The organism is Streptococcus sp. ALY_211, assembly GCF_058314555.1.
Window position 1 is genome coordinate 223,500 of sequence record NZ_JBZFUN010000003.1, and the last position, 15,242, is coordinate 238,741.

10 protein-coding genes and 2 pseudogenes are annotated in these 15,242 nt (G+C 41.5%); 10 read left to right on the top strand and 2 right to left on the bottom strand.

Annotation, left to right across the window (positions count from 1 at the left end; all coding sequences use genetic code 11):
- Positions 1-11 precede the first annotated feature (11 nt).
- The 10 genes and pseudogenes from AC4HAJ_RS04350 to AC4HAJ_RS04395 all read left to right on the top strand — a co-directional run bounded on the left by AC4HAJ_RS04350 (position 12) and on the right by AC4HAJ_RS04395 (position 12,976).
- A complete protein-coding gene (locus AC4HAJ_RS04350; RefSeq protein ID WP_491078938.1) occupies positions 12-368 on the top strand; it encodes a hypothetical protein in 357 nt (118 codons plus the stop codon).
- A gap of 86 nt (positions 369-454) precedes the next feature.
- The gene (locus AC4HAJ_RS04355; RefSeq protein ID WP_491078939.1) at positions 455-2,386 is read left to right on the top strand and encodes an ABC-F family ATP-binding cassette domain-containing protein; all 1,932 of its coding nucleotides are present in this window, start codon (positions 455-457) and stop codon (positions 2,384-2,386) included.
- 194 nt (positions 2,387-2,580) lie between these two features.
- Complete coding sequence (locus AC4HAJ_RS04360; protein ID WP_491078940.1) at positions 2,581-3,549, top strand: thiamine pyrophosphate-dependent dehydrogenase E1 component subunit alpha; 969 nt, start codon at positions 2,581-2,583, stop codon at positions 3,547-3,549.
- A 44-nt stretch (positions 3,550-3,593) separates the two neighbouring features.
- Positions 3,594-4,592, top strand: a complete 999-nt coding sequence (locus tag AC4HAJ_RS04365) for an alpha-ketoacid dehydrogenase subunit beta (protein WP_491078941.1) — start codon at positions 3,594-3,596, stop codon at positions 4,590-4,592.
- A 311-nt stretch (positions 4,593-4,903) separates the two neighbouring features.
- Positions 4,904-5,032, top strand: a pseudogene (locus AC4HAJ_RS04370) (biotin/lipoyl-containing protein); the annotation flags it as partial.
- Between the two features lie 183 nt (positions 5,033-5,215).
- Positions 5,216-6,253: pseudogene (locus AC4HAJ_RS04375) on the top strand (dihydrolipoamide acetyltransferase); the annotation flags it as partial.
- Between the two features lie 196 nt (positions 6,254-6,449).
- Positions 6,450-8,204 carry a dihydrolipoyl dehydrogenase gene (gene lpdA, locus AC4HAJ_RS04380; protein ID WP_491078942.1) on the top strand — a complete coding sequence of 585 codons (1,755 nt, stop codon included), beginning with the start codon at positions 6,450-6,452 and terminating at the stop codon, positions 8,202-8,204.
- Positions 8,205-8,398: 194 nt separating this feature from the next.
- Complete coding sequence (gene lplA, locus AC4HAJ_RS04385; RefSeq protein WP_491078943.1) at positions 8,399-9,388, top strand: lipoate--protein ligase; 990 nt, start codon at positions 8,399-8,401, stop codon at positions 9,386-9,388.
- Between the two features lie 208 nt (positions 9,389-9,596).
- A complete protein-coding gene (locus AC4HAJ_RS04390; protein ID WP_491078944.1) occupies positions 9,597-11,432 on the top strand; it encodes a GbpC/Spa domain-containing protein in 1,836 nt (611 codons plus the stop codon).
- A gap of 266 nt (positions 11,433-11,698) precedes the next feature.
- Complete coding sequence (locus AC4HAJ_RS04395; protein WP_491078945.1) at positions 11,699-12,976, top strand: hypothetical protein; 1,278 nt, start codon at positions 11,699-11,701, stop codon at positions 12,974-12,976.
- Between the two features lie 80 nt (positions 12,977-13,056).
- Here AC4HAJ_RS04395 and gatD read toward each other — a convergent pair whose 3' ends face one another.
- Together gatD and murT are read right to left on the bottom strand one after the other, a co-directional pair.
- A complete protein-coding gene (gatD, locus tag AC4HAJ_RS04400) occupies positions 13,057-13,845 on the bottom strand; it encodes a lipid II isoglutaminyl synthase subunit GatD (protein WP_491078946.1) in 789 nt (262 codons plus the stop codon).
- On the bottom strand, positions 13,845-15,188 hold the full coding sequence (murT, locus tag AC4HAJ_RS04405) for a lipid II isoglutaminyl synthase subunit MurT (RefSeq protein WP_491078947.1): 1,344 nt from the start codon (positions 15,186-15,188) through the stop codon (positions 13,845-13,847). Before murT ends, gatD begins: the two co-directional genes overlap by 1 nt.
- Positions 15,189-15,242: the final 54 nt, after the last annotated feature.

Genomic DNA, 15,242 nt, shown 5'->3' on the forward strand with positions numbered 1-15,242 from the left:
AGGTGATTATCTTGTTGAGGACGATCTTCAGACGCTATCCCTTGCAACTGTTTCTTCTTGGTTATAATACAGGTGTTTTCATCTGGCTAAAAGTGACCGGACTAGCGATTAGGAGTAAGCTCGGTCTAGCTTTAGGAAATCCTCCTATCCCAGATTGGCTAGAATCCCTGACTCAAGGTAATCTTAGCAATCTTCAAGGCTTTTTTACCCAGTTACCTTGGTTCTGGTTAGGATTATCAATGATAGCCCTGGTCATCTGGCAGCTGATCAAAGGGATCTTAAAAATTGTGATTTTCATAGCCATTTTATTACTAGGGATTTACCTAATCTACCGTCACCAGTCGCTCTTAAGCCAGCTACCTGGTTGATTGAACTGTAAGGAGCCGTGCAATCTTTCTTCATATTGAAGAGTGATTTCTCCAAGGCTCCTTTTTATTTTTGATATAATAAAGTTATGATTATTTTACAAGGAAATAAAATTGAGCGCTCTTTCTCAGGAGATGTGCTTTTTGATAACATTAATATTCAAGTAGATGAGCGTGACCGTATTGCCCTAGTGGGAAGAAATGGTGCTGGTAAATCTACCTTGCTTAAAATATTAGTCGGTGAAGAAGCCCCAACTACAGGTCAAATAAATACCAAACGTGATCTGCGCTTATCCTATCTAGCACAAGATAGTCGGTTTGAATCAGATGACACCATTTACGATGGCATGCGTCGTGTTTTTGAGGATTTAATCCAGCAGGAGAAGGTCCTTCGTCGTATGGAGCAAAGGATGTCGGAGGTGACAGGACAGGAACTGGATAAGCTCATGCGAGATTACGACCAGCTCTCCGAGGACTTTAGAGCTAGAGGTGGTTTTACCTACGAATCTGATATAAAGGCTATCTTAAATGGCTTCAAATTTGATGAATCTAGCTGGCAAACTCCGATTTCAGACCTATCAGGTGGTCAAAATACACGTTTAGCCCTCGCAAGAATGCTGTTAGAAAAACCTGAGCTTTTAGTGCTAGACGAGCCGACCAATCACTTGGATATCGAAACAATTGCCTGGCTTGAAAACTACTTGGTCAATTATCAGGGGGCTCTTATCATTGTTAGTCATGACCGTTATTTTTTGGACAAGGTTGCAACGATCACCTATGATCTGACGCCGCATGCGCTGGATCGCTATATGGGGAACTACTCTTTCTTTATGGATGCCAAGGCAGAGAAGCTAGCTTCCGAGGCCAAGGCTTTTGAAAAGCAGGCCAAGGAGATCGCTAAGCTAGAAGACTTTGTCCAGCGTAATATCGTGCGCGCTTCCACAACTAAGCGTGCTCAAGCTAGACGTAAGCAGTTGGAAAAAATTGAGCGTCTCGATAAGCCCCAAGCAGGTCAAAAATCTGCTAATATGACCTTTCATGCTGATAAGCCGTCTGGCAATGTTGTTTTAAGCCTAAGTGATGCAGCAGTGGGATACGGCAACCATATCTTATCTGAGCCTATTAATCTGGAAATTAAAAAATTTGATGCCATCGCCATTGTCGGTCCAAACGGTATCGGAAAATCTACCTTGGTCAAGTCCATCGTCAATCAAACCCCTTTTATCAAAGGAAAGGCGCAATTCGGAGCTAATGTTGATACTGGTTACTATGACCAAAATCAAAGTAACCTAACCAATACCAATACAGTCTTAGATGAATTATGGAATGATTTTAGTACCACTCCAGAAGTTGACATTAGAAATCGGCTAGGAGCCTTTCTATTTTCAGGAGACGATGTCAAGAAATCCGTTAGCATGCTATCGGGTGGAGAGCGTGCTCGACTGTTGTTGGCCAAGCTTTCTATGGAAAATAATAACTTCCTTATCCTAGATGAACCAACCAACCATCTGGACATTGATAGTAAAGAAGTCTTAGAAAATGCCCTGATTGATTTTGATGGAACCCTGCTCTTTGTCAGTCACGATCGTTATTTTATCAACCGTGTTGCTACCAAAGTCCTAGAAATATCTGAAGCTGGCTCAACCCTTTATTTGGGAGATTATGATTATTACTTGGAGAAAAAAGCAGAGTTAGAAGAGCTGGCCAAATTAGCTGAAACCAAAGTCGATTCTCTTACGCAAGAGAAAAAAGCACAGGTATCATCCTCTCCTCAGGACTACCAAGCACAAAAAGCCAATCAAAAGGAACTCCGAAAACTCAACCGTCGTATTGAGCAGATAGAGGCTGATCTAGAGTCTATAGAGAAAGAGATGGCATTGATCTCTCAGAATATGGGCCAAACAAATGATGCTCAATCGCTGATGGAACTTCAAGCAGATTGGGATAGCTTAGAAACAAAGCAGGACAGTCTCATGCAAGAGTGGGAGGAATTAAGTCAAAACCTGGAAGATATGTCCTAGAAAATGCAACCTCGTATGCAGGTTGTTTTTTTCTAAAAAAGGATAGAAAACACCACGTAAAAAAACATTGTGAAAACATTATCAAAAACCTGTATAAAAACCTTTTCATCCTTGAAATATCAAGGGTATTTTTGGTTGCAGTTTGTGAAATTTTCGGATAGAATAGATTTATAAAAGATTATGGGGAGGTTCTTATGGCACAACTATCCAAAGAGCAGCTATTAGAGTTATATTTAAAGATGGAGCGTATTCGTGAGTTTGATATGCGCATTAATAAATTAGTTCGTCGTGGCTTTGTCCAAGGTATGACGCATTTTTCAGTAGGTGAGGAAGCGGCCAGTGTAGGTGCCATTGCTCATCTGACTTACGATGATATTATCTTTTCAAATCATCGTGGTCACGGTCAGTCTATTGCTAAGGATATGGATCTCAATGCCATGATGGCTGAGTTGGCTGGCAAGGCTACCGGTGTTTCAAAAGGACGCGGTGGGTCTATGCACTTGGCTGATTTTGAAAAAGGAAACTACGGAACCAATGGTATCGTTGGTGGTGGCTACGCCCTCGCAGTTGGTGCCGCCCTCACTCAACAGTACAATGAGACTAAGAATATCGTCGTCGCCTTTTCTGGTGATGGAGCGACTAACGAGGGCTCTTTTCATGAGTCTGTCAATATGGCAGCAACATGGAAACTTCCAGTTATCTTCTTCATCATCAATAATCGCTACGGTATCTCGATGGATATTAACGAGGCGACCAACACCCCCCATCTCTACACAAGGGCAGAAGCTTACGGTATTCCTGGCTTTTATGTTGAAGACGGTAATGATGTTCTGGCAGTTTATGATAAGATGCAAGAGGTAGTGGACTATGTGCGTGCTGGCAATGGTCCAGCTATTATTGAAGTGGAGTCCTACCGCTGGTTCGGTCACTCGACAGCTGATGCTGGTAAGTACCGTAGCAAAGAAGAAGTGGATAGCTGGAAAGCTAAAGATCCTCTTCTTAAATTCCGAGATTTCGCAGCCAGCCAGACTGATATTACGGTAAAAGAGCTGGATACTATCCATGAGCAAGTCGTCAAAGAAATTGATGATGCCTATGAGTTTGCACAAAATAGTCCAGATCCAGATATTTCAGTTGCTTTTGAAGACATTTGGGTTGATTAATTATAATTATTTTTGAATGAATGCACAGATCAATGGAGAGCACAATGACAGAAACAAAAAAGATGGCCTTGCGTGAAGCCGTAAACCTCGCAATGACCGAGGAAATGCGTAAAGATGAAAAGATTTTCTTAATGGGAGAAGACGTCGGTGTGTATGGAGGAGATTTCGGTACCTCTGTTGGAATGTACGAGGAGTTTGGTCCCAAACGCATCAAAGATACGCCAATCTCAGAAGCCGCTATCGCTGGATCAGCTATCGGTGCTGCTATCACAGGCCTGCGTCCAATTGTCGATATTACCTTTATGGATTTCTTAACGATCGCCCTTGACGCTATCGTTAATAACGGTGCTAAAAATAACTATATGTTTGGAGGCGGTCTCAAGACGCCTGTTACTTTTCGTGTGGCATCGGGTTCTGGTATCGGGTCAGCAGCCCAGCACTCGCAATCTCTGGAGGCTTGGTTGACCCACATTCCAGGCATTAAGGTGGTTGCCCCTGGAAATGCCAACGAAGCCAAGGGTCTCCTCAAGTCAGCCATTCAAGACAATAACATTGTTGTCTTCATGGAACCCAAAGCCCTCTATGGTAAAAAAGAAGAGGTTGATCTCGATCCTGACTTTTATATTCCGCTAGGTAAGGGAGAGATCAAGCGCCAAGGAACTGACCTAACTGTTGTGACCTACGGTCGCATGCTTGAGAGAGTCCTTCAGGCTGCTGACGAAGTAGCAGCACAAGGTATCAATGTTGAAGTTGTTGACCCTCGCACTCTCGTGCCGCTTGATAAAGAACTGATTATTCATTCGGTTAAGAAAACGGGTAAGGTTATGCTGGTCAATGATGCCTACAAGACAGGCGGTTTTATCGGTGAAATTGCAGCTATGATTACTGAGAGTGAAGCCTTTGATTACCTTGATCATCCAATCGTACGTTTGGCCAGCGAAGATGTGCCAGTTCCTTATGCGCGTGTCCTAGAACAAGCGGTGCTTCCTGATGTTGAAAAAATAAAAACAGCTATTATTAAAATGGCCAATAAGGGTAACTAGAATGAAATAGATGGCGAGCAGATAACTTTCGCTTATTACAATATACAAAAGTCTTTGTTTGCCAGATTAGATCAATTCCTAAAGTGATTTTAGGAAAAAGAGAGCTGATTACTTCAAATAAAGGAGATGACCTTGTATACTATTGTCAGATCTCTTGTTGCTTACGGAGAATTTTGCAAAGTAAGCAGCTCTCTTATCTTTTAACAGAAAGGATAGAATAAGTGCAAAAGCCTGAATTATTGAGGCTTTTATCTGCTTATTTGTGATAAATTATGGCAGTTGAAATTATTATGCCCAAGCTCGGTGTTGATATGGCTGAAGGTGAAATCATCGAGTGGAAGAAACAAGAGGGTGATACAGTCTCTGAAGGGGATATCCTTCTTGAAATTATGTCGGATAAAACGAACATGGAAATCGAGGCAGAGGATTCAGGTGTTCTCCTTAAAATCACTCGATCAGCAGGAGATGTTGTGCCCGTAACTGAGGTGATCGGCTATATTGGTCAGGCCGGTGAAGTTGTCGAAGATGCTGGAAGTCAAACCCCATCATCGCAGGCCAAAGAGCCTACAAAAAGTTCCTCACTGGCTCCTAGCACTCAACCGCTAGTAGCAGCAGAAGGAAAAGATGAAAAGGTACGTGCGACACCAGCTGCTCGTAAGCTAGCATCAGAACAGGGAGTGGATTTACAACTGGTGCCTGGTACAGGACCTAATGGCCGTATCCACAAAGACGATGTCGAAAACTTTGATGGAAACCAGCCTAAGGTAACACCGCTGGCACGTAAGATTGCTGAGGATCTTAATGTAGACCTAACAGCAGTTTCAGGAACAGGTGTCTTTGGTAAGATCACCAAGAAAGATATCCTAGCAGCTAGTCAATCACCGGCTCAAGAAGCACAACCGGCTCCAACCTCTAACCCAGAACCAGTCCAAGCACAAAAATCAGCTGATCTAGCAGAAGGTGTTGAAATTAAACCAATGTCAGCGATGCGTAAAGCTATTGCAAAAGGTATGACAAATTCTTACCTGACAGCTCCAACCTTTACGCTTAATTATGATATTGATATGACTAATTTGATGGCCCTTCGTAAACAAGTCCTAGATCCAATCATGAACAAGACTGATCAAAAGGTAACCTTTACAGATTTAATTGGTTTGGCTGTTGTGCGTACCCTGATGAAGCCCGAGCATGAATATTTAAATGCTTCTCTCATCAATGATGCCAAGGATATCGAACTGCATCGATTTGTTAATTTAGGTATTGCTGTTGGCTTGGATGAAGGGCTCGTTGTTCCTGTCGTTCACGGTGCTGATAAGATGAGCCTATCTGATTTTGTAGTAGCATCTAAAGATGTGATCAAGAAGGCCCAGTCCGGTAAGCTAAAAGCGGCTGAAATGTCTGGTTCAACCTTCTCCATTACTAACCTTGGAATGTTTGGAACCAAGTCCTTTAATCCTATTATCAATCAACCCAACTCAGCTATCCTAGGAGTAGCAGCGACAGTACAGACACCAGTCGTCGTTGACGGTGAGATCCTTATTCGACCAATTATGCAACTGTGCTTGACTATTGACCACCGCATTGTCGATGGTATGAATGGTGCCAAATTCATGGTTGACCTCAAGCACATCCTTGAAAATCCGATGGAATTGTTGATTTGATGACGAAATAACAAGAGAAGTTATCAAGTAGTAAACCCTTTAAGCAAAATCAAAATAAAGAAAGGATATAGAGCAAGAGAAAGAGAAAACTGAAGCCGAGCACAATGCTTGGAGAAAGACAAATCGTTTAGAAATTAAAGATTTCCCATGATTTCCTAGACTCAGCCCCTTTCTTTTTGCTCTTGGTATCTTAAATATGGCAGTTGAAGTCATTATGCCAAAACTCGGCGTCGATATGGCCGAAGGCGAAATTATTGAATGGAAAAAGCAAGAAGGAGACCCCGTATCTGAAGGGGACATCCTGCTTGAGATCATGTCTGACAAGACCAATATGGAAATCGAGGCAGAAGATTCAGGCTATCTCCTCAAAATCGTCCATCCAGCTGGCGATACAGTACCGGTTACAGAGGTCATTGCCTATATAGGTGAGCAAGGGGAAGCTCTTGCGACTGAAGAGAGTCAAGATCAAGTCAAGGCGGCTACAGAAAACCTAGAAGCAGCAGGAATGCAGGTTCCAAAAACCTCACCGGCTGAAGTATCCTCAGAACCAAAAGAAGCTCTAGCAGAGGATGAATACGATCTTGTTGTATTAGGAGGCGGTCCTGCTGGCTATTATGCAGCTATTCGTGCAGCTCAGCTAGGTGCCAAGGTAGCCATTGTCGAAAAGACAGAATTTGGTGGAACCTGCTTGAATATCGGATGTATCCCAACCAAAACCTATCTTAAGAATGCTGAAATCCTTGATAACTTAAAGATAGCTGCTAATCGTGGTATTAATCTTGCATCGACCGACTATACCATTGATATGGATCAAACAGTTGCCTTTAAAAATTCCGTTGTTAAAACTCTGACTAGCGGAGTACGTGGCCTTCTTCGTGCCAATAAAGTAACTATTTTCAATGGTTTCGGTACAGCCTACCCTGATAAGACAGTGACCATCAACGATGAGACCATTAGAGGACATAAAATAATCCTAGCAACCGGTTCAAAAGTCTTTCGTCTAAATGTTCCTGGTATCGATTCTGACCTTGTACTAACCTCAGATGATATCTTGGATCTGCGTGAAATTCCGAAATCACTCGTTGTCATGGGAGGCGGAGTTGTCGGTGTCGAGCTAGGTCTAGTTTGGGCATCGTATGGAGTGGATGTGACTGTCGTTGAAATGGCTGATCGCATTATCCCAGCTATGGATCGCGAAGTTTCCCTTGAACTTCAAAAACTCCTTGAAAAGAAAGGCATGACCTTCAAAACATCTGTTGGGGTCAGCGAAATTATTGAGAACAATAACCAATTAACTCTCAAACTTAACAATGGTGAAGACTTGGTGGCTGATAAAGCCCTTCTTGCTATTGGCCGTGTACCGCAGATGAAAGGGCTAGAAAATCTAGATCTAGAACTAGATGATCGTGGACGTATTCTAGTCAATGAATTCCAAGAAACATCAATCCCCGGTATTTATGCCCCAGGAGACTTGAACGGAACCAAGATGCTGGCCCATTCAGCCTTCCGTATGGGTGAGGTAGCAGCTGATAATGCTATCAAGGGTAATCACCGCACAGCCCACCTAGAATTCACACCAGCAGCTGTTTATACTCATCCTGAGGTTGCCATGGTTGGGATCACAGAAGAAGCAGCACGTGAGAAGTATGGAGAGGTTCTTGTTGGTAAATCAAGCTTTACTGGGAATGGCCGTGCCATCGCTTCAAATGAAGCCCACGGCTTTGTCAAAGTCATCGCAGATGCTAAATATCACGAAATCCTTGGTGTTCACATTATCGGACCAGCAGCTGCTGAATTAATAAATGAAGCGGCTACTATCATGGAAAATGAATTGACAGTTGATGAATTGCTACAATCAATCCATGGACACCCAACCTTCTCAGAAAACATGTATGAAGCCTTTGCAGATGTCCTAGGAGAAGCCATTCATAACCCACCCAAGCGCAAATAGTCAATAGTTCTAGCAGTACTTGGGACTTAGGATAAGCGACTATTTATCGAATAATTTTTATCGCAAAGCAAATAACTAGAGGCAGGAGTCGATCCTAGCCTCTTTTGTAAATGATAATAGAGAAATTTTTTCTCTAAATCTAAAGTATCAGTTTGTTATAATGTGACTAGTAAGTCATAATAAGGAGAAATCTAGTGAAATATATCGTAAATAAATCTAATAATCCTGCTTATAATGTTGCTCTAGAGGCTTATGCCTTTCGTGAACTAGTGGATGAAGATGAACTCTTTATCCTCTGGATTAACGAGCCTGCCATCATTATTGGTAAGCATCAAAATGCCATTCAAGAAATCAATAAAGAATATACAGATACACATGGCATCCATGTTGTCCGCAGGCTGTCTGGTGGTGGTGCTGTTTATCATGATCTCAATAATCTTAACTACACCATCATCTCAAATAAATCTGATGAAGGAGCTTTCGACTTCAAAACTTTTTCAGAGCCTGTGATCAGTACCCTAGCCGATCTTGGTGCTAAGGCTGAGTTCTCAGGCCGTAATGACCTCGAAATCAATGGCAAAAAAATTTGTGGCAATGCTCAAGCCTATTACAAAGGGCGTATGATGCACCATGGCTGTCTGCTATTTGATGTTGATATGACAGTTCTTGGTGATGCCTTAAAAGTCAGCAAGGATAAAATTGAGTCTAAAGGCGTCAAGTCTGTCCGTTCTCGTGTTACGAATATTCTTAGCGAATTACCTGAAAAAATTACTGTCCAAGAGTTTTCAGATAAAATTTTAGATAAGATGAAGGAAATGTACCCAGATATGACGGAGTATGTCCTGAGTCAGGAGGAGTTGGACAAGATCCAAGAGTCCTATGACAATCAATTTAACACATGGGAATGGACATATGGCCAGTCACCAGAATATACAATAGAACGCAATGTTCGCTATCCTGCTGGAAAAATTAACACCTTTGCTAATGTTGAAAATTCTCTCATCAAGGGAATTAAGATCTATGGTGATTTCTTTGGAGTCCTAGATGTCGATGACATCGAAGAAATATTATTAGGGTGTCGCTATGAATTCAAAGATGTGTTGGAACGCTTGAGCCAGGTAGATATATCGCGTTACTTTTCTGGAATGTCTGCTGAGGACATCGCAAAAGCCATCGTTTCATAATGCAGAAAAATTACTCCAGATATACAAATGTTACAAAAATATTTTAAAATAATTAACGTTTATATAAAAAATAACTTAAAAAGCTTTACGGTTTGATTTTAGGTAACTTAAATGTTACTATCATTACATAGCAAATAACGTTATATTTTAATTTTCGATTAATATATAACGATGCTTAAAATTATAATTGTAGAGAAGGGTTATAACAATGGGGAAGAAAAAACTCACTCAATACTCACTTCTTAGTGGATTAGTTTTGACTACGCTCGCTGCTAGCCAAACTGTATTTGCCGAAGAAGCTACTAATGTAGCACCAACAACTGACAATCAATCTTCAGAAGTCGCAACTTCTGGACCACAAGTCAAGGTTATCTCTCAAACAACTGAAGGAAATAAAACAACAACAGTATCTTCAGTAACATCACCAGAATTGACTGAAGCTGTTAATAATGTTAATACTTTTAACAAATCAACATCACCAGCTTCAGCAAATTCAACATCAGATGCACAAGGTACAACTGCACCTGCAACATCATCTGTTGTTGTTCCTGAAGTTAAAGTAACTGAAGGCGAAACTAAGGTTTATAACACCGTTGAGGAAGCTGATGCTGCTAACAAAGCGCAAGCACAATCAATCAATGCTACCTTAGCAAACTACCAAAATGATGTAGACAACTATAAGACTGCCTTGGCTAATTACAGCCAAGAGCAAGAGGCTTACAACAAAGCAAAAGCAGCTTACGATCAAAGAGTTGCTGAAAAGAACGAAGTTCAAAATGTTGTAAACAATTTGGACAAACCAGAAGTTATTGAACAAGTTAAAGGTTTGCTTTATGTCAACGAACCAAACGCTGTAGTTTCAATTGATGGTGTTAATCAATACATTACCAAGGAAGCTCAAGGACGTCACGTCCAAGAAGAAATCCTTCAACAATTCAACACGGATAAATATCCAGCGTCAGAATTGACATCAGAAAATCCATATGCAGCTAATGAAGATGCTTGGTTCAAGATGAATGTTGGTGACACTGTTACAGCAACATACACTAATCTTGAAAATTCAGACTACCTTGGAACTAAAGTTTCTAAGATCGTAACAAGCTACACCTTGACTGGTACTACAAGCAATGACAATACTGCTATTGCTAAACTCTACCATGATCCAACTAAATCAATCTTCATCGGTGCTCAAACATCAGATGATCTATCCAAGTCAGTGGACATGGATATCCAAGTGAAGTTGTACGATGAAAATGGTCAAGAGATTAATCTTGCTGAAAATAATGCAGTTATGACTTTGGCAACATTGAACCACTGGACAACTGAATACGGAAACCACGTTGAAAAAGTTAAAAATATCGGCTCAAATAAATTTGTAGCCTTTGACAACTCAACTATTCGTCTTAATGAAGATGGAGACATCTATTCACCAACAGAAAACCAATACGTAGCTAATGGTTCAGCTCTTAACGGTGATGGTGAAGATGGTTGGGATAAGATCAACAAAGATGGTGAAGTTCGTACAGCATCTTCAATTCATGGTGCAGGTGCGATGACCTACAATGGTGATCCTATTACAGTATCTGTATCAGGTAACGATGCTGAAGTACCAACTGCTATCTGGTTTGCTTTCAATACTGTTGCTGCTCAAGAGCCAAATGAAGAACCAAAAGCTCCTGAAATGCCAACATTGGATAGTGTTGAAGTAAGATATGATGCTGCTGTAGTTGTTGCGCAAAACGAGATTCCAGCCCCTCAAACACCAGAGGAGCCAGGAGAACTAACACCAGAGGAGCCAGGAGAACCAACACCTCCTACACCACCAACACCAGGGAAGCCAGGAGAACCAACACCACCAGCTCCAACAGCTGCTAAAACACCTGCTTCTGTATCTCAAGAGCAAGGACAAGGGCAAACACAACAAGCTCAAGCCTTACCAGAAACTGGTGACTCAAATGCTTATGGTATTGCAGCATTTGGTACTGGGGTAGTAGCCTTCTCAGCTTTGACACTTCTTGGTTCATTAAAACGTAAAGAAGACTAATAATTTATAAAATTCTCTCTAGAAATAGAGAGGATTTTTTGATTGTAAATTTTTATAAATAAGTTGAATTGTAGATGAACATAAGGTGCAATCTAATTGTAAATCATAACCCATTAGATGTTAGTAATAATTGACTTGAAATATTACCAAACGATTGGTAGTTATTTACAGAATTAAGGCATTATGCTATCATTGTTAGTGAGTTGGTTTTATGCCAAGCATAAGCCCATCCTAACATAGCTTAATATCTCAGGAGGATTAATGAGATGATTTCAAAGACATCAAAAACGGTAAAGAGTGCATTGGTAGGAAGTTTATTCTTCGCTAGTGTCCTTGCAACCACTACAACTTTTGCTGATGAAAACCAAGCAACTCCTGCCTCAGCAGGAGCTGTTGAAACGGCTACTCCACAAGTGCAAGAAACAGCTGAGCAGACATCTGCTGCAGAGGCGACAGCGGTACCTGAAACAGAAACACCTGCTACAGCTTCATCGGAGCCAGCAGCAAGCCAGTCTCCAAAAGAAGAATCTGCAGCAGTAGCTGAACTTCCTTCAGAGACTGCAGCAGATGACGTGACTAGTCCAGCAACAGCAGCAAGCACAGCTGAAGAAACGACTAGTGAAAATAATAGTGAACAGTCTGCAACAGAAGTAGAAAACTCTGGGATTGAACCACAAGAAGTTAAAGTCCAACCCAACGAAGTAATTGCTAGTGAAGATGACTTTATTAGAAAGGCATTTGGAGAAGGAGAACTACCTGATGGCGCTACTGCCTCTGTAGAGGATGACAAGGTGTCGTTCCCATTCACCCCTACTGAAGATACTACTGTTCATGTGGTAATCACTTACAAAGATAATTCTAAAAAAGATGTATTTGTTCCAGTTAAGTTGGAATCCATGCCAAATATGGAACCGCAAAATTCAGAGACTGGCTCATCTGAAGTAGATCCTAACACTCAAATTCCATCAAATCCAGGATCTGAAACCCCAGCTCCAAATCCAGGATCTGGGTCTGAATCTCCTGCTCCAGGAGAAGGTCCATCTACTTCAGAAACCCCAGCTCCAAATCCAGGACCTGGATCTGAATCTCCTGCTCCAGGAACTCCAGCTCCAAATCCAGGTTCTGAAGCACCATCAGGATCAGGAGATGAGCCTAAACCGAGTCAAAACAATGACCAGCCATCAACCAAGCCTTCTGTCGAGGATTCAAAACCAGATGACTCTATGCCAACAAGTCCATCTGCTATTGAAGGGAAATCTGCGACTGAGGGACGTGCAAGACGTCAAGACGATGTAGAGAAATCATTGCCACAAAGTCCAACAGCTCCATCATCAACTCGTGTTCAGGATGAAAAAGATGCGAAAGGTAGCTCATCATCAAGCAGTTCTTCTGAAAAACCCATTGCTTCTGGTAAGCAAAATGGAGAATCAGAAGTAGGTGTCAAAAAGAACTCTAACATTTTTGCTTATCTTCTTTCTGGTGCTGTTATTCTAGCTATTATTGCCTTCTTTGCTGGTAAATACTCCAAAAAAGAAGAAAAATAATCAGATTTAAGAAGCCAAAAAGAGACCCATCGGGTCTCTTTTTTTGAAAAATAAAAGCCCGATGAATTGGACTTTTGAAACTAGGCTGTAAAGTCTGCCTTGGATTTGATGTCAGCATATTCCTCTGGAATCTCTTGGCTGAGGATTTCATCATAACTGGCTAATGGAATCTCTTGCCCATATTTATTACGCAAGGCAGTCGTAACTAGGCGGTAAGCCAGATTAGCGTTTCGAGAAAGGATAGGACCGTGGAAATAGCTACCAAAGACATTCTTATAGTGGACGCCTTCGGTTGCGTCTTCTTTATTATTCCCACTGCCATAGACACAGACTCCTAGAGGCTTTTCATCCTCTGATAAAAAGGTACGACCTTGATGGTTTTCAAAACCATAATAGGTTTCATCAAATTCCTCATTGTGAATTTTGATATCACCGATATAGCGATTATCCTTTTGATTGAGTGTATAATGCCCCATCACACCAATACCATCGATACGTTGCCCATTGGCTTGGATATAGTATTGACCCAAGAGCTGAAATCCTCCGCAGATAGCGAGAAGGACACCGTTATTCTCAATATAGCGACCGATCGAGTCTTTGATCAGAGGAAGATTTTTGGCGACGATGCTTTGCTCATAATCCTGCCCTCCACCGAAAAAGACAAGATTGTAATGATTGTCATCAAAGTCATCCTCCAAAGAAACGATATCAACGGTCACACTAGCACCGAGCTTTTCTGCGACATACTTGAGCATAAGGATGTTGCCATTATCACCATAGGTATTCATAAGGTTACCGTAGAGATGAGCAATATTGAGTTGATAAGAGTAATCTTTATTTTGTGGGGATTGTAATGAAGTATAGACCATTAGTGCATCTCCTTTTCTACAGCTCGTCGATTGGCTAACAGTTCACGAAATTCCAGCATAGCCGTGTAAGTGGCTAAGATATAGGCATGATCAGCCTCCTGAGACTCAATCGCTGCCATAATGGCTTCTAGATTGTCATGCTGGGTAATCTTATCTTCAGGATAGCCTGTGACACGCAGGCGGCGTGCAATTTCAGAATGACGGACACCACCAGCATTTATTTCAGTGATAGGCATATGAGTGATAGCTTCAAAATCAGCATCCCATATCCAGCTAGTATCAATGCCATCGGCATATTTAGCATTGAGCAGGACCGACAGGCTAAAATCATAAGGTGCTAGTTTTATCATTTCCAAGGCTTGACTGGCGCCCACTGGATTTTTAATCAAGACCAAAGTGCATGATTTATCTCCGATGGCGAAGGTTTCTTGTCGCCCAAATACGGCCCGGCTCTTATTAAAGCCTTCTTTGATCTTGCTTGGGTCAATTCCGAAATGTTCAGCAACAGCAACAGCGGCTAGAGCGTTGTAAATATTGTATAAACCACCGACATTAATTTTATAATCTTGTCCGTCAATAACAAAAGATGATGAGGTATTGGTGATATCAGTTAACTCAGTTAATTGATAGTCTAACTCAGGACGCTTGAAATCGCAGTTTGGACAAGCATAATCACCGAGATTAGCATAAGTGTTTAGCCTATACTCTAAGATATGCTGACAGTTGGGACAGAGGATTCCTTCGGTATTATAGTGGGCTTGTTTGGCTGGAGTTTTCTCAGTATTAAAGCCATAGAATTTCCTAGGATTTTTAACCTCGCCAGAGTTAAAAATTGGGCTGTCTCCATTGGCTAAAATCGTAGCTTCTGGAGTCTTACTAGCTCCATCTAAAATAAATTGGTAGGTAGTGTAAATCTCTCCATAGCGATCCATTTGATCCCGGAAGATATTGGTGAAGACAAATAGACTAGGTTTGAGATAATCAGTAACCCGAGGTAGGCTGGCTTCGTCAATCTCTAGGACAGCGATCTTTTTACCAGATTTGCTCTTTTTTGCTGTCAAAAAGGTTGAGGCGATTCCTGAGATCATATTGGCTCCGCTAGGGTTAGTAACGATGGGGCCAAAGGCTTCCTCTAAAATCCCAACGATGAGAGCTGTCGTCAGTGTCTTGCCATTGGTACCGGTCACAACGACGATTTCATAATCCTTAGCTAATTTATCCAAAATAGTAGGATCAAATTTTAAGGCTAACTGTCCAGGGAGGGTCGATCCCCGCCCCATTTTACTCAAAACAGTGTGAGCGGTTTTGCCCGCTGTGATTCCTAATAATGTACGTAAATTCATACCACTATTCTATCACAAAAATAAGGGAGAAGGATAGCGAAAAAGATGGCAAAA